This is a genomic window from Pigmentiphaga sp. YJ18 (genome assembly GCF_038066655.1).
In the GTDB taxonomy this organism is placed as follows: domain Bacteria; phylum Pseudomonadota; class Gammaproteobacteria; order Burkholderiales; family Burkholderiaceae_B; genus Pigmentiphaga.
Map to the genome: position 1 here is coordinate 1 of NZ_JBBUKU010000005.1, position 17,666 is coordinate 17,666.

The following is a 17,666-nucleotide window of genomic DNA, read 5'->3' on the forward strand; positions in this document are numbered from 1 at the left end:
GTGCTGACCGAGCGCGAACGCGAGTCGAACAAGACCATGATGGTCTGCGTGTCCGGCTGCAAGGGCAGCAAGCTCGTCTTGAACCTATGACCCCGCGGGCGGGCGCCCTTTTTGCCTACGACACCTTCAGCGGCACTCCGGTCTTGGCCTGGATTTCCTCGGCGCTGACGCCTTCCGCCAGTTCCACCAGCACCAGCCCATCCGCCGTCACGTCGATCACGCCAAGGTCGGTAATGATGCGATCGACGACTCCGACGCCCGTCAGGGGCAGCGTGCACTCGAGCAGTATCTTCAGCTCGTAGCCGCCATCCTTCTTCCTGGCCACGTGCTCCATCAGGATCACCACCCGCTCGACGCCGGCCACGAGGTCCATCGCGCCCCCCATGCCCTTGACCATCTTGCCGGGAATCATCCAGTTGGCCAGGTCGCCCTTCCCGCTCACCTGCATGGCGCCCAGGATGGACAGGTTGATCTTGCCGCCGCGGATCATCGCGAAGCTCTGGTCGCTGCCGAAGATCGACGATCCCGGCAGCGTGGTCACGGTCTGCTTGCCCGCGTTGATCAGGTCTGCGTCCACCTGGTCGTCGGTCGGGAACGGACCGATGCCCAGCATGCCGTTCTCGGATTGCAGCCAGACCTCGATATCGCCCGGTACATGGTTGGCCACCAGGGTCGGGATGCCGATCCCCAGATTCACGTAGAAACCGTCGCGCAGTTCACGCGCGGCCCGCGCCGCCATCTGGTCCTTGCTCCATGCCATGATCAGTTCTCCGCCTTGGTCGTCGTACGCTGTTCGATCCGCTTTTCCGGGTGACTGTTCTGCACGATGCGATGGATGTAGATGCCCGGCAGGTGGATGTCGTCGGGCGCCAGATCGCCGACCTCGACGATCTCCTCGACCTCGGCAATGGTGATCCTTCCCGCGGTCGCCGCCGCCGGATTGAAATTGCGGGCCGTGTAGCGGAAGCGCAGGTTGCCGGCACGATCGGCCACGTGCGCCTTGATCAGGGCCACGTCGGGCACCAGCGACCGTTCCATCACATAGGTTTCCCCGTCGAACTCGCGCAGTTCCTTGCCCTCGGCGACCAGGGTCCCCACGCCTGTCTTGGTGAAAAAGGCCGGGATGCCCGCCCCGCCGGCGCGCAGCTTCTCGGCCAGCGTGCCTTGGGGCGTGAATTCCAGCTCGAGTTCTCCGCTCAGGTACTGGCGTTCGAACTCCTTGTTCTCGCCCACGTAGGACGAGATCATCTTCCGGATCTGCCGGGTTTCCAGCAGCTTGCCCAGCCCGAAACCGTCCACGCCGGCATTGTTCGAGATCACGGTCAGACCCTTGACGCCCGAGGCGCGCAGCGCCTCGATCAACGCCTCGGGGATGCCGCACAGGCCGAAACCGCCCACCGCGATCATCTGCTCATCTTTGACGACGCCCGCGATCGCATCGGGAGCGGATGGATAAATCTTGTTCACGACACCTCCTCCAAGGACAGGAACCACCGCATCGCCCTCGCGGCCAGGGGCTGGCGGACGGCGAGCGTTTGAAAGATACTACGTACCTATCTACGTAGTTTTGCTTAGGAGCCACGGGTGTCCACCGACTCGGACTATCGCCTGGCCTTCGAAATGGCCCCCATCGGCCTCGTGCTCTCGAAGGACCGGATCATCGTCGACTGCAACAGCTACGTCTGCGACGTCTTCCACGCGTCCCGGGAAATCCTGCTGGGCGCGTCCTTCCGCGAGCTATATCCCACGACCGAGGAATTCGAGCGCTTGGGCAGGCGCATCGCCCCCATCCTGAACAAGCATGGACGCTATGCCGACACGCGTATCATGAAGCGCGCCACCGGACAGCACTTCTGGTGCCGGGTGACCGGCCGCGCCTTCAACCGGGAACGCCCGCACGAGGCCGGTATCTGGACTTTCGAGGATGTCAGCGCCGAGCGGCCGCACACGTCGGAAGCCCTGACGCCGCGCGAACGGGAAGTCGCGTCGCGGCTCCTGGACGGCAAGACCTCGAAGATGATCGCCCGGGAGCTCGACATCAGCCCGCGCACGGTGGAGGTGTTCCGCGCGAGTCTGATGAAGAAATTTTCAGCGACGAATACGGCGGACCTGATTCACCGGATGCTGTCGGCGTGACCGAGGAATGGCAACACATGAAAGGACTTCAAATGAAAGCAACCCTGGTATTCGGCTTTGCCCTGGCAGCGGCGGGATGCGCGGACATGCCCGATAAGGCCAAGACCGCCCGGATCGCAAACCCCGCATCCGAATACTGCATCGAACAAGGCGGCAGGGTCGAACTGCGCCAGGAAGCGAATGGAACGGTGGGCTATTGCCACCTGCCGGACGGGCGCGTGGTCGAGGAATGGACGCTGTTTCGCAGCAAGGCCGGCGGCAATCGGCGGTAATACGCCGCCCCTACCTGTCGGCTTATGGCCGGGCGACGACGTGGCCAGGCGCCTTCGGCATGGCGACGAAGCCGGGCAATGCCTCGATACGACCCAGCCAGGCTCGGACGGCCGGGTATGCCTCCAGGGACAGCCCACCCTCCGGCGCATGCGCGATGTAGGTATACGCCGCGACATCCGCCAGCGAGGGACGTTCCCCGGTGGCGAACATCCGCTCCGATAGCATCGCCTCCAGGACCGGAAAGAGCTTCAGGCTGATCGCCACCGCATGGTCCATGGGGACCAGTTCCTCGCCATAGACCCGCAATCGACGCGCCGCGCACGGACCGAACGCGATCGGTCCGGCCGCCAGCGAGAACCATTGCTGCACGAGCGCGCTTCCTTCCGGGTTCTCGGGCAGCCAGGCGGGCCCGCCGTACTTCTTCGCCAGGTAAACCAGGATGGCGTTCGAATCGTGAAGAATCGTGTCGCCGTCGACGATGACGGGTACCTGCCCGAAGGGATTCATCGCCAGGAACTCGGGCGTCCTCAGGACGCCGCCGTGCGGATCGACATCGATCTTCTCGTAGGGCAGCCCGAGCAGGGAAAGCAGCAATTGCACGCGATGGCCGTGGCCCGAATACGTCATCGAATACAGGCGGATGGGCATGGTGGAAGCTCCGGTCAAGGCCGCGCTACGCCGCTTCCCCATGCCTGGGCAAAGCGCAGCAAACCGGTCCCGGCATGGCAGTTCACGTATTCGAAAGAAGGCGTGGCGCCAAGCACGAAGACTTCATGCCAGGTGACGACGCTGCGTTCGGCCCCGTACTGCCGGCGCTTGGCCAGCGCATGCCGGAAGATGTCGAGGTGGCTCTTGTGGCTGGCCGCCCATCGTTCAAGCGGCGCCAGGGAAAGGAAGTAGCCGTGCTTGGACGTTTCCCTCAGCTCCCTGCCTTCGCTGTCCAGCGCCACCAGCGAACGCAGGGACAGGCACCCGGTCGTTCCGGCGTGGTCCTTGAGATACGCCATGCCCGTGTCCAGCTTGGGCTGCAGGTTGGCGTAGTAATCGTCCAGCTGTTCCCCTTCCGCCTGCGCCCAATACTGGCCCGAGCGGATGTTCACCACGTTGGGCGGCACGTCTATCCTGATCCGCCTGCCGGCTCCGGCATCGAACCCGCCTTCGGGCGCCTCGTCCCCATAGGGGGAGTCCAGCGGGTCCACGGCCGAAATGGGAAGCCGATCGCGCATCGCACCGAAATAGCCGGCGACATGCATGGGCTCCAGTTCGCAGCCCTTCGTGCACGCGATGCCGGCCCGGTAGTACGGCTCGGAAAAAATCGTCTCTATCCGGTCGTAGGGCACGACCAGGGTTTCGCGCCAATGGCCCAGCGTTTCCTTTTCCCGCTCCGGCGACGCGAACCAGCCGTTGAATGCATCGCGGTGCTTCCAGGCCGCATGGCGCGTCAGGTCGACCCAGTATGCGATGACGATGGAATTGGCGAAGCCGGCCTCGTCCGTACAGCGGACCTCGTCGAAGCAGTCCGGCCCCCACGGGCTGGCGAATGCCGCCCTTGCCCTGTCGAAGAAGGTCCGCTCCGCGCCGAGGTCGGAGGGCTGGCGCTGCACGGCGATGTAGTCGGCCACCACCGTCGTGACAGGCGCACGCCAGCGGACCTGGAACTTCGGCGCCCCGGGGGTGAAGTCCCCCGGCCGCCGGGCCGGTATCGTACGCGGGTATTCCATGTGAAAACTCATTTTTGGGCTCACTGATGCGGGTGCTCAAGCTCGGCCGTGGGCGCCTTCCAGGCCCGGCGATTCTTCCTCGACCGGCTTCTCGCGCAGGAACAGGCCGCCGATCACCACCGACAAGGCCGCGAAAATCACCGGATACCAGAGACCGAAGTAGATGTCGCCGGTAAAGGCCACCATCGCGAACGCCACGGCGGGGAAAAAGCCCCCGAAAATCCCGTTGCCCACATGGTAGGGGAAAGACAGCGCGGTATATCGGACACGGGCGGGAAACATCTCGACCAGCGCGGCGGCAAGGGGAGCATAGACCATCGCAAAAAACACACACAGGATGACCAGCAGCAGTATCACCATGCCATGGTTGACCCGCGCGGGGTCCGCCTGGCTGGAATAGCCGGCCTTCTCGAGCGCGGACTTCAGCACCGCGGCGTCGAAGCCCGTCAGCGTGATGTCGCCGATCTGGGTGACGGGGCTGACGGCGGCGGGATCCGAGACGTTGTCATAGGGCACGCCGGACTTGGCCAGCAAGGCCTTGACGTTGTCGCATTCCGTCACGGGCGGATTCTTGCCCAGCAGGTCGATCTGCACCTTGCAGGTGCCGGGCGCGGCGCGCACCGTGACGGGGCTGGACGTCGAGGCTGCCTGCAGGCCGGGGTTGGCATATTGCGTCAGCGCCTTGAACACCGGGAAGATCGTCAGCGCCGCGAGCAGGCAGCCCGTCAGGATCACCTTCTTGCGGCCGATCTTGTCCGAGATGGCCGCCGCGCCCCACATCATGGGCAGGCAGATCGCCAGCGAAATGGCGTTCAGGAAACTGGCCGTGCCTATGTCCAGCCTGAGCGTCTGGGTAAGAAAGAAGAACGAATAGGTCTGCGCCGTATAGAGAACCGTCGTCACACCCATGACCAGGCCGAACAGGGCGATCAGCATGGCCTTGACGTTGGCCCAGCTGCCGAAGGTCTCCTTGATCGGCTGCCGGGACGTCTTGCCCTCGGCCTTCATCTTCATGTAGACGGGAGACTCGTGCAAGACCGTGCGGATGTAGACCGAGATCGCCAGCATGACCGCGGACAGCAGGAACGGAATACGCCAGGCCCATTCCTCGAAAGCGTCGCCAAAGCTCGTGCGGCAGACATACACCACCAGCAGCGCCAGGATGGAGCCGCCGGCACCCGTCATCTGGATCCAGCTCGTATTGCGCCCTTTCCTACCCGGACTGGCATGCTCGGCCACGTAGATCGCGGCGCCCCCGTATTCGCCGCCCAGGCCCAGGCCCTGCAACACGCGCAGCAGGAGCAGGAGAATCGGCGCCAGAATGCCGACCTGCGCATACGTCGGAATCAGGCCCACGCAGAATGTGGCGCCGCCCATCAGCACGATGGTGATGAGGAAGGTGTACTTGCGCCCGATCATGTCGCCCAGGCGGCCGAACAGCAGCGCCCCCAGCGGACGCACGGCAAAACCGACCCCGAAGGCGATCAGCGCGAACAGATAGGCGCTGGACGGCGACAGCGGCGCGAAGAACAGCTTGGAGAAGACCGATGCCACCGCGCCGAACAGGAAAAAATCGTACCACTCGAACAGCGTGCCTAGCGTGGATCCCACGATGACGAGCCGTTCATGCTTCTTGGAATTCTTGATCGTTGACTCTTGTGCCGACATGATTTCTCCCAATTCCCCCAACGATTATTGACGCACTCAATCGGCCACGAAGGTAACCGGCTGCATGGGCGTGGTGTTCACGGTCAGATTGAAGATGTCCGGCCGGGAATAATGGCCGCAGACGTCGAAATCCACGTTGCTGGCCCGTCCGACGCCGGTGTCGATATCCGCATACAGGATCGTCTCGGTATCGAACACCGGCCCCGCCAGGACTTCTCCCAGGGGGCTCACGATCATGCTGCCGCCCCGCATCAGGTAGTCCTCGTCGGCCGCCTGCATGCCGAAATCCTCGCGATAGAAAGGCGGATACTCGCCCAGCTTGATGGCCTGGCATGCGCTCAGCACATGCACCCGCCCTTCCAGGGCGACGTGGATCATCGTGGGCGCCCAGCTGGCCCGGTCGTCGGCGGTCGGGGCGCAGTAGATTTCCGTCCCCTGCGCGTACATCGCCTGCCGGAAAGCGGGCATGTAGTTCTCCCAGCAGATGACCGAGCCGATGCGGCCCAGCGGGGAATCCACCGGGGCGATCGTCGAGCCGTCGCCGAAGCCCCAGATGATGCGCTCCTGGCCGGTCGGCATGAGCTTGCGGTGATAGCCGGCCAGGCCGGCCTCGGGGGCAAGCGTGACGCTGGTGCAGTACAGCGTGCGCCCCACCCGCTCGATCACTCCCATCACCACGTGGACGCCCGTCTCGGCAACGACCTCGCGCAGCAACGCCAGCTCGGGGCCATCCAGGGTGACCGCGCCCTCCATGTAGCGCCGGAAATGCGCCCGCCCGACATCCGTGCGGCGGCCGACCACGGTCCCGAACGCGGAGCCCTTGGGATATCCCCCAAGAAAGGCTTCCGGAAAGACGACCAGCGACGCCCCTTCTTCCGCGGCGGTACGGATCAGGCCGGCAGCCTTCTCCGCCGTCTTTTGCGGCTCGAAGGGAACCGACGATGCTTGGACCACAGCAGCCTTGAACATCCACACACTCCCGAGGCGACATTTTCAATGGGCCTCCATTCTCGTGACCGTGAGATGTTCCGTCCATCCGAACGTATCGAACATCATGTTCTAATAAACTGCACATGAAGGACAAAGAATCCCATGCAGATCCCCGCCTACCGCTACTTCCTCGCCGTTGCCGAAACCGGGTCGATCCGGCGCGCCGCCGAGCTGATGCATCTGAGCCCCTCTGCCATCAGCCGCCAGGTCCAACTGCTCGAGCACACGTTTCGTTCCCCCCTGTTCGAGCGGAACCAGACCGGCATGGCATTGACGGAAGAAGGCCGCATCGTGGCCGCGCAAATGCGCAACAGCCTGCGCGACATGGAGCTCGCGCGCGCGCGCATCGATGAACTGCACGGACTGGTGCGAGGCAATGTCGGTTTCGCGTCGATCGAAGGCGTCATGACCGGCTGGCTGCTGCCCGCCATCGCCCGGTTCCGCGCCTCGCACCCGGGTATTACCTTCGATGCCCGGGTCGCCGGGTCGGAACAGGTCCTGCGCCTGGTCCATGACGGCGCGGTGGATCTCGGCATTGCCCTGGCGCCGGACGAGCACGATCCCGACCTGGAGATCGTCCACCGCTTCGTCACGCGCTACGTCGTGGCCGTCGCGCCCGGCCACGCGCTGGCCCGGCGCCGCCGCATCGACCTGAAGACGCTGCTGGCGCAGCCGCTGGCCTTGCTGGATGCGAACTTCGAGACCCGGCGCTGGCTCACCCAGGCCACGACACGCCGGCAATTACCGCTCAAGGCCGCCCTGAACCTGGATCACATCGAGAGCATCAAGCGCGCCGTGCGTGGCGGCGAATTTGCCACGGTGCTGCCGGACTATGCCGTGACCACCGACGCGGCTGCCGGGGAACTGGCCATGATCGAGCTGGAAGGCGCCTCGGCGGCGCGCACGGCCACCGTGCTGTGCTCCCGGAAGGGCCGGGTGCAGACGCGCGCGGCGCAGGCGGTCATCGACCTGCTGGCCGGCTCCGCACCGGCCTGAGCCGGATACCGCGCTTCAGCCCCGCCGGGCGGCTGCTATCGCGGCGACGTCGATCTTCTTCATGTCCATCATCGCCGCGAACGCGCGCTTGGCTTCCCCACCGCCCACGGCCAAGGCCTCGGTCAGCACGCGCGGCGTGATCTGCCAGGAGACGCCCCATTTGTCCTTGCACCAGCCGCATGCGCTTTCCTGGCCGCCGTTGCCGACGATGGCGTTCCAGTAGCGGTCGGTTTCCTCCTGGTCGTCGGTGGCGATCTGGAACGAGAACGCCTCGTTGTGCTTGAAGGCCGGCCCGCCGTTCAGGCCCAGGCAGGGAATGCCGGCTACCGTGAACTGGACCGTCAGCACGTTCCCCGCCTTGCCGGACGGGTAATCGCCGGGAGCACGGTGGACGGCGTGCACCGCGCTGTCGGGAAAGGTCTTGGCGTAGAAATGGGCCGCCTCCTCGGCGTCCTTGTCGTACCACAGGCAGATTGTGTTCTTGGCGATGGTCATGGCGGACTCTCCGGCTTTGGGAACATCAGGAAAGGTTACGCCAGTCGGTAACGACAGATGGCCTCGCGAACATTTTGAAGCCAATTTCCATCGTCAACAAAAAACCCCTTGATTTCATTGCGAAATCAAGGGGTTTTCACGTTCTTTGGCGGAAGCGGTGAGATTCGAACTCACGAACGGTTGCCCGTTGCCGGTTTTCAAGACCGGTGCAATCGACCACTCTGCCACGCTTCCCTATGCGGCGCCAGGAGCGGAATGATAATCCATTTTAGCCCCCCGCCCCTGCCGGCAGGCCTAGAAGCTGGCCCCATCCACCCGGTTGATCTGCAAGGCGTCCAGGTCGATGGACGGCACGCAGCGCAGGTTCACCGCCCGCATGGGCGTGCCGTCGGGCATGGCGCCCCGGGCGAAGGACTGCGTGCCACAGGTCGAGCAGAACATGTGTTCGATCTTGTGGGCGTGGAAGAAATAGGACCGCAGCTGATCCTGGCCCTGCTTCAGCTGGAACTGGCCTTCAGGCACGAAGCTCAGCAGGAAACCCTTGCGGCGGCAATGGGAGCAATTGCAGCTCATGGCCTGGGCGGGCACGGGGGCGTCGACCTCGAACGCGACGGCCCCGCAATGGCAACTTCCTTCGTACGACATGCTTGGTCTCCTTGTTCGTTCAGGCCGCTTCGACGTCGAAGCGCGGCACCGCGTCCAGCAACTGCCGGGTATAGGCATGGTCCGGCCGGGTCAGGACGCGTTCGGCCGGGCCGGTCTCGACGATACGGCCGCCCTGCATGACGGCGATGTCGTCAGCCAGGTATTCGACCACGCCGAAGTTGTGGGTGATGAACAGGTAGGCGATGCCCATGTCCCGCTGCAAGGCGTGCAGCAGGTTGAGGATCTGCGCCTGCACCGAGACGTCCAGCGCCGAGGTCGGTTCGTCGCACACCATGAGCTTGGGCTCGACCGCCAGGGCGCGGGCGATGGCGATGCGCTGGCGCTGGCCGCCCGAGAATTCGTGCGGGTAGCGGTCGCGGGCATCGGCGCGCAGCCCGACCTGGTCCAGTAGGCGAAGCATGGCGGCCTGGCGACTGGCGGCGTCCAGGTCGGGACGCAACGAGGCCAGGCCCTCGTCCAGGATCTCGCCCACGCGCATGCGGGGGTTCAGCGAGGCGTACGGGTCCTGGAAGATGATCTGGATGTCGCGCCGCAGGCGCTTGAGCGATCTGCCGCCGGCCCGCAGCAGATCCTGCCCCTGAAGGCTGGCCTGGCCGGAAATGGTGGCCACGCCGTCCAGCAGGCGCAGCAAGGCCTTGCCGGTGGTGGTCTTGCCGCAGCCCGATTCGCCGACCAGGGCGAGCGTCCTGCCGGTATCCAGCGACAGGCTCACGCCATCCACGGCCTTGACCCAGCCGGCCGTGCGGCGCAGCACGCCCTTGCGTATGGGGAAGTGGACCTTCAGGTCGGTCACGCTCAACAGGCCGGATCCGGGCGCGGAGGCCGCGGCCGGCGCGGGAACCACCGCGGCGGCCTCGGACGGCGCCACGACGTGCACCTCGGGTAGCGGCTCGCCCTTGCCCGCCGCGCGGGCGGCGTCGATCTGGACCAGCCGAACGCAGCGCACGGCGTGTCCGGGCGTCTCCTGGACGAGCGGCGGCGGCGCGGCGTCGCATTCGGCCGCGTGGGCCGGACAGCGCTGGGCGAAGCGGCAGCCGCCGAACGCCTGGTTCAGGGCAGGCACGGTGCCGGGAATGGCGGCTAGGTGCTCGCCCCGGCGGCCCATGCTGGGCAGCGCGCCGAACAGCAGCCGGGCATAAGGGTGGCGGGGATGGCCGAAGAATTCGTCGGCCGGCGCGGACTCGACGATCTGGCCGGCGTACATCAGCGCGACGTGGTGGGCCATGCTGCGCACGATGCCCAGGTCGTGAGTGATGAGCATCATCGCCATGCCGAGCTGGGACTGCAGGGTACGCAGCAGTTCCAGGATCTGCGCCTGGATGGTGACGTCCAGCGCCGTGGTGGGCTCGTCGGCGATCAGCAGTTCCGGTTCGGCCGCCAGCGCGATGGCGATCATGACGCGCTGCTTCTGGCCGCCCGACAACTGGAAGGGGTAGTCGTCCACGCGCCGTTCGGGCTCGGGGATGCCGACCCGCCTCAGCCACTCGACGGCCTTGGCGCGGGCCGCCGCCCCGCGCAGCGAGGTATGCGTGGCGATGGTCTCGACGATCTGGTCGCCCACCCGCATCACCGGGTTCAGGCTGGTGGCGGGCTCCTGGAAGATGATGCTGATCTTGCGGCCGCGCACGGTGCGCATGTCGCGCTCGGGCAGGCGGTTCAGGTCAACCCCTTCGAGCAAGGTCCGGCCGCGCTCGATCCGGCCGGCGTCGGGCAGGAGGCGCAGCAGCGCCAGCGCGGTCATGCTCTTGCCGCAGCCGGACTCGCCCACCAGGGCGAAGGTCTGGCCGCGCGCGATGGCCAGGTCGAGCGCATCCACGGCATGGACGACGCCATGGTCGCTGTCGAGCTGGACGTCCAGCTGGCGCACGTCCAGCATGGCGGTTTCCGCGGGGGCGTTCATCAGCGGTCCTCCAGCATCTTGGCCGAACGGGCCCGCGCCCACGCCGGCCGGTAGGCCCGGGCGCGCGGGTCGAAGGCCTCGCGCACGGCGTCGGCGAACAGGTTGGCGGACAGCACCAGGGCCAGCATGAAGACGAAGGCCGACAGGAGGCTCCACCAGATCATGGGGTCGCGCGACATCTCCAGCCGCGCGAGGTTGATCATGGATCCGAACGAATTCATGGAGGGATCGACCCCCACGCCCAGGTAGGACAGCACGGCCTCGTACAGCACCAGGGTCGAGAAATCGAGCACCACGGTGATCAGCACGATGTGCATGACGTTGGGCAGCAGGTGGCGGGTCATGATGCGCACCGGCGAGGCACCGAAGGCACGCGCGGCCAGCACGTAGTCCAGCTCGCGCAGCTTGAGCGTCTCGGCCCGCAGCAGCCGGCACAGCCCCGCCCAGCCGGTCACGCCCAGGATGATGCACAGCAGGAACAGGCGCAGGTCGGCGCGTTCGGCGCCGGTCTCGAACAGGTCGGGATTGTTGTCGATGAAGACCTGCACCATGAGCACGCAGGCGGCGATCAGCAGCACGCCGGGAATGGACGTGAGCGTGGTGTAGACGTACTGGATGACGTCGTCGACCCAGCCCTTGAAGTAGCCCGCCATGATGCCCAGCGCCAGGGCCAGCGGCAGGGTCGCCAGGGTGGTCAGGCTGCCGATCACCAGCGCGGTGCGGAAGCTCTTGACCGTCTGCACCAGCACGTCGTTGCCGGTGCTGTCGGTGCCCATGACGTGATAGCCGGTGGACAGCGACACGGCCGCGCCCGCCAGGATGGCGATGATGCCGAAGGTCAGCAGCATGGGGGCCAGGGGCACGGCGGTGCGCCGCTGGACGATGTCGCGCCACACCACGGCAAAGCCCTGCCCGCCCCGATGCGCCAGGGCGCCCGCCACCAGCAGGGCCACGGCGCCGGCAAGCAGGCCGCCGGCCACGACGCCCACCGCCGTCCGCCGCAGCACGTCCCCCAGCCATTGCGTGTCGGGGTCGGTCAGGTGCGCGCCGCCGTGGCGCAGGCGCGGATAGTCCCGCACCGGCTTGCCGTCGACCAGCATGGATTCCTTGGTGAACTGGCGCACCGCCAGCGGCGCCGAGTAGGTCTTCTCGCGCCCGGCCATGGGTTTTTCCAGCAGGGCGTCGAGCACCGAGCGGGTGACCGGGGAATAGGCGCGCGCGCCCTTCCCGCCATTGACTTCCACCGATTCCAGCAAGGGCCGGTAGTGCATGGAGTCCAGCACCCCGATCACCACGAATACGCTCAGCACCACCACGGCGCACATGGCCGGCGTATCCCGCGCCACCCTGGCCCAGGTGGCCCGCAGGTTGGGCGTGCGGCGGGCGTGCCAGGCGTAGCAGGCCACCCCCAGCACCAGCAGGAACAGCGCGACGTCGGTCCACAGAAAGACGATCTTGGGCATGTTCTTACTCGAAACGCACGCGCGGATCCGCGATCGTGTAGGAGATGTCGGCCAGGATCAGGCCGATGATGTACAGCACCGAACCGATGAACACCATGGCGCGCACGATGGCGAAGTCCTGGGCGTTGATGGCGTCCATGGTGTAGCTGCCCAGGCCCGGTATGCCGAAGAAGGATTCGGCGATCAGGCTGCCCATGAACAGCAGCGGGATGGCCGAAACGGTGCTGGTCAGGATGGGCAGCATGGCGTTGCGCAGCACGTGGCGAAACAGCACCAGGCGCTCGGACAGCCCCTTGGAGCGGGCCGTGCGGACGTAGTCCTTGCCGATTTCCTCGAGGAACAGCGCGCGGTAGAAACGCGCCTCGGGCCCCAGCTTGGCGATGATGGCCACCAGCACGGGCAACAGCAGGAAGCGCACGGCGTCCAGGCCGCCGGCGAAGCCCGACAGCGGGACCAGCCGCAGGGTCTTGGAGAACAGGTATTGCCCGGCGATGATGTAGAACAGCGCCGAGATGGACAGCATGGCCACGCACAGCACCACGCCCCAGAAATCCAGGTAGGTCCCCCGGAAGAACACCAGGAGCAGCGCGAACGCCACGCTGGCGAACAGGCCCAGCAGGAAGGTCGGCACCGCCAGCGCCAGGCTGGGCCCCACCCGCTGCCGGATCTCGTAGCCGATGTCCCGGCCGGCGTCCGAGGCGCCGAAGTCGAACACGAACAGCCGGGCGGAACGGTCGAAGAAGATGGTGTCGGTGTAGCGCCGCGCGCCCTCGGCCTGGGTGTTGACCAGCAGCGGCTTGTCGTAGCCGCGCTCGACCTTCCACTTTTCAATGGCGTCGGCGGTGACCCGGCGCCCGCCTATGGACAGGCGCGCCATGTCGTCGGGCGTGTTGACCGCGAAGAACAGCATGAAGGTGAACAGGTTGACGCCGATCAGGATCAGGACCCCGTACAGGATCCGGCGCACGATGTAGGCGGTCATGCCGCATCTCCCGTGGGACGGTCGGTATGGACGGCCACGGCGCGGTCGCGGCGCCGGACCATGCGCCATGCGGGCACGGCAAGGAGGACCAGCAGCAGCACCGCCAGCCCCACCGGCCACCAGACCGGCTGGTTCCATTCGGCGATCTTGCGGGCCCGCAGGGCGGAATCGATCTTCATGAACTGGAGGTTGTTCCGTATCATCTGGGTCGGCTTGCCGTTGCCCACCCACTGCTGGTAGGCGCCTCCGGACTTGGGGAAGTAGCCGAACATCCACGCGGCATCGGTCTGCACGATGGCGACCATGCGGGCGATCAGGGCTTCCTTCTCGGGTCCGTCGTCCAGGTATTTCATGCGTTCGAACAGCTTGTCGAACTCGGGATTGACGTAGTTCGAGGCGTTCTCGCCGCCCTCCTTCGCCTTGCCATTCGGGCCATAGAGCAGGAACAGGAAGTTCTCGGCGTCGGGATAATCGGCGTTCCAGCCCCACAGGAAGATCTGCGCCACGCCGCGCCGCATCTTGTCCTGGAAGCGGTTGTAGTCCGTGGAGCGGACCTCGAGCTGGATGCCCAGCTTGCCGAACTGACGCTGCAGCCAGTCGAACTGCGAACGCGCGCCGGGCGACACGCCGCCCATCGCATCGTAGTTCAGGACCAGGGGCTGGCCGGTCTGCGCGTTGCGGCCATCGGGGTAGCCGGCTTCGGCCAGCAGCTTCTTGGCCTCGGCCAGCGGCTTGCGGGTGATCTTGTCGCCGTCTATGTCGTAGACCACCGGGTTGGCGCCGGCGGGCGGATCGCGGTAGCCCAGCAGGCCCGGCGGCAGCGGCCCATGCGCGACCTGCGCCTGGCTGTTCTCGAAGATGGTGACGTATTCCTCCCAGTCCACCGCGATGCTGATGGCCTGGCGCAGCTTGCGGTTGCGCTCCTCCTGGGCGGGGTTGTCGCCCTTGCCCACCACGGGGTCCAGCCAGTTGAAGCCCATGTACCAGTTCTGGGTCTCGACCGTGGTCGGCAGCTTCAGCCCGCGCTCGGCGTACAGCGCCGCCTTTTCCTTCGAATCGCCGGCCGCCACCAGGTAGGCCACGCCGTATTCGCCGCGTTCGGCCTGGGGCACATCGTAGTAGCCCTGCAGGAACTTGCCCTGCAGCGGCACGCTTTCCTTCTCGATGTTGAAGACGATGCGGTCGATGAAGGGGGTGGGCTTGCCGCAGTCCTCCAGCAGGCCGGCGGCGCGGTCTTCGTCTGTGCCTTCGCAGGGATAGGGGTCGCCGCGGAAATTGGGATTGCGCGACAGCACGTGACGGCGGTTCTCGCGATATTCCGTCAGCATGTACGGCCCGGTGCCCACCGGCCAGTAGTTCAGGGTCAGGTTGCGCTCGGCCATGCCGGCCTGGCTGTAGAACTGGTCCGCTTCCCAGGGAATGGGCGAGAAGAAGGTCATCGCCAGCCAGTACTTGAACTGGGGGTACTTGCCCTTGATCCGTATGCGCAGCGTATGGGGGTCCAGCGCCTCCACGCCTTCGAAGGCGTATTGGCGGAAGTCCAGCCACGGCAGGTCGCGCGTGGTCGGGGCCAGGCCCTTGCGCAGCTCGGCGTCGGCGGCGCGGATGCGGTCACCATACTCCTTGAAGCCGACGATGTAGTCGGTCATGTGCGCGTAGATGGGCGACACCACGCGGGTGGTGGCCAGGCGGCGGATACCGTAGACGTAGTCGTCGGCGGTCAGCTCGCGCGAGCCGGTGCGGGGAAAGTCGGGGATGGCGTACTTGCCTTCCAGGTCCGCCGGCGCCAGGTGCCGGTACAGGTCCCTGCCGGCCTCGTCCACCGCGAAGGCGGGGTGCGGCTGGAACCGGATGCCGGGCTTGATCGGGATGTCGTAGACGCTTTGCACCACCCGCTCGCCCGGCACGTCGTCCGGCAGGCGATTGCCCTGGGCGTCCAGGTAGACCGGATCGACCACCTGGACGGCCGCCCGTGGCACGAGCTGGTAGGGCCGCTTCAGGTAGTCGTAGCCGTACAGCGGCTCGTAGATCTGGTAGGTGTAGGGGGTCTCGTCGACCGAATAGGAACTGGCCGGGTCCAGGTACTTGGGCGAGCGCTGCGTGAATGCCGTGTACATCACGTTCTCGCGCTCGGCGCCAGCCGCGTAGGGGCTGTTCAGCGGCGTGCCGCCGTCGGGACCGCCGGGCGAGCACCCGGCCGCGACGACCGCCGCCATCGCCAGGAGGAATGTTCTGGCCCATCCGCACGCGCCCTGTGCGCCCTGTCTCAAACCCTCAGCGCGCGTCAGGCGCATCGACCACCTCCCCGGAGTAGCGTTCTCTTGAGAATAGCAAAAACCGTACCGTTGCCCACACCGGTTTCGTTAAGGAATACCCCGAAACTTCCCGCGCCGCGCATGTCGATATAGGCAACCGGCATATCCCCGCCGGGGATTTTCATTACCCGGCCCCGCTGCCCGGCCCTTAGGATGAGAGGTTCGCAGCAAAGAGGGAAATCATGTTCCGCCACGCCATCCTGACGATCTCCTGCCTGCTGGCGGCCACCGCCGCGCAGGCCGAAACCTATCCTTCCCGCCCCATCACGCTGGTGGTGCCGGGCCCGGCGGGCGGCACGCCCGACGTCGTCGCCCGTATGGTTACCGACAAGCTGCGCGCGCGCCTGGGGCAGCCGGTCATCATCGAGAACAAGGCCGGCGCCAACGGCTTCATCGGCTCGGCCGCCGTCGCCAAGGCCCCGGCCGACGGCTACACGCTGCTGATGGGCTTTGCCCAGACCATGGCGGTCAATCCCGTCACCTTCAAGAAACTGCCCTACGACCCCGTCAAGGACTTCACCGCCGTGGCGCGGCTGGTGGATTTCGAGCTGGCCCTGGCCACCCCGGCCAGCGTGCCGGCGGCCTCGCTGGGCGAGCTCGTTTCCTGGCTGCGGGCCGGGCGCGGCAAGTACTCGTACGGATCGTTCGGGGCCGCGTCGCCGTCGCAGTTCGCCGGCGACATGTTCAACCGCAAGGCGCAACTGGACATGCAGCACGTTCCCTACAAGGGCTCGGCGCCGCTGGTGACCGACCTCGTGGGCGGCCAGGTGCAGTTCGGCTTCGTGGTCCTGCAGGTCGCCCAGCAACTGGCCCGGGGCGGCAAGCTGAAGATCCTGGCCGTGACCGGGGTGCGCAGGCAGCCGGCCGCCCCCGAGGTCCCGACCATGACCGAGGCGGGCTACCCCGACGTGAACGCCACCGGCTGGTACGGGCTGTATGCCCCCCAGGGCACGCCCGCCGCCGTGGTGAACAAGCTGGACGAGGCCGTGGGCCAGGTCATGAAAGACCCCGAGGTCCAACGCAAGCTGGTGGAGCAAGGCGTGAATCCGGCCTATGCCGGGCACGACGCGCTGGCCGGCTACACCCGCAGCGAAATCGCGCGCTGGCGCGACATCGTGGCCCAGACCGGCTTCAGCGCGCAGGACTGACGCCCGGGCCGTTCAAAAGCGATAGGTAACGGCCAGCATCCCCACGATGGGGTTGATCTTCAGGTCCGACTGGCTCTCGACCGTGCCCACCGGCGTGCCGTAGGTGCGCAGGTGGGCACGGGTCTTGAGCGGCAGGTAGGACACCGACAGCAAGGCGCCCCAGTGCCTGTCGATCTGGTAGGCCGCCCCGACGTTCAGCATGGGCGCCCACTTGCTGTCGACCTTGGCCTCGGTCCTGAGATCGGGATTGGCGTTGCGGGTAACCGTTACCGATACCGCGCGCTGGAAGCCGCCGGTCAGGCGCACGTCCGAATACCAGATGTAGCTCAGCCCGGCGCCGATGAAGGGACGAAAGGCGCTGTCGGCATCCCCGAAGAAATACTTGAACACCATCCCCGGGCTCCACTGGCGGGCGGAGCCCAGTTCGCCCACGGGCGCCAGCGCCTGCGCGCCGTTCAGCCTGAACCGGGGCGGCACGCCCAGGACCAGTTCGGCCGCGATATGGTCGGTCAGGAAGCGCGTGTAGGTCAGGCCCAGGGTGTCCGCGCTTTCCAGCGACGATCCGGTATTGGGCACCGGCCCGGCCAGCGCGCCCGGCGCGACGATGGTGAGCGGCTTGCTCGAATCCTGGGGCATGACACGCACCCAGCCCACGCCGATGACGCTGGATCCGGCGCTTTGCGCATGGACCGCCGAAGCGCACAAGGTCCCGAGCACGGCCAGCAGGGCGCGCGGCTTCATGATGTTGTCTCCTGAGGTTCTGGTAGCGCGGGCGGGAATGCACGAATGCACATTTGACCGGGCGATGGTCGCACATCGGCAATGCGTTAGCAAAATCTACATTTGCGTCGGTTTGTTTTCGGATGCTGACGCTGCGCGGCCCCACGCCCAGAATGTAGCCATGCCGTTCCGA

At 66.3% G+C, this 17,666-nt stretch carries 17 protein-coding genes, 1 tRNA gene and 1 pseudogene; 5 read left to right on the forward strand and 14 right to left on the reverse strand.

All coding sequences use genetic code 11. From position 1 onward, the window contains the following. A pseudogene (locus tag WKR98_RS24940) lies at positions 1-90 on the forward strand (oxidoreductase); the annotation flags it as partial. 25 nt (positions 91-115) lie between these two features. Here WKR98_RS24940 and WKR98_RS24945 read toward each other — a convergent pair. After that, positions 116-760, reverse strand: coding sequence for a 3-oxoacid CoA-transferase subunit B (locus WKR98_RS24945; protein WP_341434955.1), 645 nt, complete (start codon positions 758-760; stop codon positions 116-118). A 2-nt stretch (positions 761-762) separates the two neighbouring features. Continuing rightward, the gene (locus tag WKR98_RS24950; RefSeq protein WP_124688985.1) at positions 763-1,467 is read right to left on the reverse strand and encodes a CoA transferase subunit A; all 705 of its coding nucleotides are present in this window, start codon (positions 1,465-1,467) and stop codon (positions 763-765) included. 117 nt (positions 1,468-1,584) lie between these two features. On the opposite strand from WKR98_RS24950, the gene WKR98_RS24955 reads away from it, so the two are divergent. Both WKR98_RS24955 and WKR98_RS24960 read left to right on the forward strand, forming a co-directional pair. Next, positions 1,585-2,136 (forward strand): LuxR C-terminal-related transcriptional regulator, encoded by a 552-nt coding sequence (locus WKR98_RS24955; RefSeq protein WP_255465725.1) that lies wholly within the window; start codon positions 1,585-1,587, stop codon positions 2,134-2,136. A 32-nt stretch (positions 2,137-2,168) separates the two neighbouring features. Continuing rightward, positions 2,169-2,408, forward strand: coding sequence for a putative hemolysin (locus WKR98_RS24960; RefSeq protein ID WP_341434956.1), 240 nt, complete (start codon positions 2,169-2,171; stop codon positions 2,406-2,408). A 22-nt stretch (positions 2,409-2,430) separates the two neighbouring features. On the opposite strand, the gene WKR98_RS24965 is transcribed toward WKR98_RS24960, so the two are convergent. From WKR98_RS24965 to WKR98_RS24980, 4 genes are read right to left on the reverse strand one after another with little or no spacing between them, the layout of a single operon-like run. After that, a complete protein-coding gene (locus WKR98_RS24965) occupies positions 2,431-3,057 on the reverse strand; it encodes a glutathione S-transferase family protein (protein WP_341434957.1) in 627 nt (208 codons plus the stop codon). A gap of 14 nt (positions 3,058-3,071) precedes the next feature. Then, on the reverse strand, positions 3,072-4,130 hold the full coding sequence (locus WKR98_RS24970) for a phenylacetaldoxime dehydratase family protein (RefSeq protein WP_341434958.1): 1,059 nt from the start codon (positions 4,128-4,130) through the stop codon (positions 3,072-3,074). Positions 4,131-4,166: 36 nt separating this feature from the next. Continuing rightward, the gene (locus WKR98_RS24975; RefSeq protein WP_341434959.1) at positions 4,167-5,798 is read right to left on the reverse strand and encodes an MFS transporter; all 1,632 of its coding nucleotides are present in this window, start codon (positions 5,796-5,798) and stop codon (positions 4,167-4,169) included. 36 nt (positions 5,799-5,834) lie between these two features. After that, the gene (locus tag WKR98_RS24980; protein ID WP_341434960.1) at positions 5,835-6,767 is read right to left on the reverse strand and encodes a carbon-nitrogen hydrolase family protein; all 933 of its coding nucleotides are present in this window, start codon (positions 6,765-6,767) and stop codon (positions 5,835-5,837) included. Between the two features lie 123 nt (positions 6,768-6,890). On the opposite strand from WKR98_RS24980, the gene WKR98_RS24985 reads away from it, so the two are divergent. Further along, positions 6,891-7,784, forward strand: coding sequence for a LysR family transcriptional regulator (locus tag WKR98_RS24985; RefSeq protein ID WP_238160356.1), 894 nt, complete (start codon positions 6,891-6,893; stop codon positions 7,782-7,784). A 15-nt stretch (positions 7,785-7,799) separates the two neighbouring features. On the opposite strand, the gene WKR98_RS24990 is transcribed toward WKR98_RS24985, so the two are convergent. From WKR98_RS24990 to WKR98_RS25020, 7 genes are all read right to left on the reverse strand, one after another. Next, positions 7,800-8,279: a VOC family protein gene (locus tag WKR98_RS24990; RefSeq protein WP_341434961.1), complete on the reverse strand. Its 480-nt coding sequence runs from the start codon at positions 8,277-8,279 to the stop codon at positions 7,800-7,802. 146 nt (positions 8,280-8,425) lie between these two features. After that, a tRNA-Ser gene (locus WKR98_RS24995) sits at positions 8,426-8,513 on the reverse strand. Between the two features lie 60 nt (positions 8,514-8,573). Further along, positions 8,574-8,924 (reverse strand): GFA family protein, encoded by a 351-nt coding sequence (locus WKR98_RS25000; RefSeq protein WP_124688903.1) that lies wholly within the window; start codon positions 8,922-8,924, stop codon positions 8,574-8,576. A 19-nt stretch (positions 8,925-8,943) separates the two neighbouring features. Further along, positions 8,944-10,845, reverse strand: a complete 1,902-nt coding sequence (locus WKR98_RS25005) for an ABC transporter ATP-binding protein (RefSeq protein ID WP_341434962.1) — start codon at positions 10,843-10,845, stop codon at positions 8,944-8,946. Continuing rightward, entirely contained in the window at positions 10,845-12,308 is a 1,464-nt protein-coding gene (locus WKR98_RS25010; protein ID WP_341434963.1) for an ABC transporter permease, read from the reverse strand. Before WKR98_RS25010 ends, WKR98_RS25005 begins: the two co-directional genes overlap by 1 nt. Before the next feature lie 4 nt (positions 12,309-12,312). After that, a complete protein-coding gene (locus WKR98_RS25015) occupies positions 12,313-13,290 on the reverse strand; it encodes an ABC transporter permease (RefSeq protein WP_124688901.1) in 978 nt (325 codons plus the stop codon). Then, positions 13,287-15,506 (reverse strand): ABC transporter substrate-binding protein, encoded by a 2,220-nt coding sequence (locus WKR98_RS25020; RefSeq protein ID WP_238160347.1) that lies wholly within the window; start codon positions 15,504-15,506, stop codon positions 13,287-13,289. The genes WKR98_RS25015 and WKR98_RS25020 overlap by 4 nt, the downstream gene beginning before the upstream one ends. Positions 15,507-15,787: 281 nt before the next feature. On the opposite strand from WKR98_RS25020, the gene WKR98_RS25025 reads away from it, so the two are divergent. Then, positions 15,788-16,753: a Bug family tripartite tricarboxylate transporter substrate binding protein gene (locus WKR98_RS25025; protein WP_341434964.1), complete on the forward strand. Its 966-nt coding sequence runs from the start codon at positions 15,788-15,790 to the stop codon at positions 16,751-16,753. Positions 16,754-16,765: 12 nt separating this feature from the next. On the opposite strand, the gene WKR98_RS25030 is transcribed toward WKR98_RS25025, so the two are convergent. Beyond that, positions 16,766-17,494: an OmpW/AlkL family protein gene (locus WKR98_RS25030; protein ID WP_341434965.1), complete on the reverse strand. Its 729-nt coding sequence runs from the start codon at positions 17,492-17,494 to the stop codon at positions 16,766-16,768. Positions 17,495-17,666 lie beyond the last annotated feature (172 nt).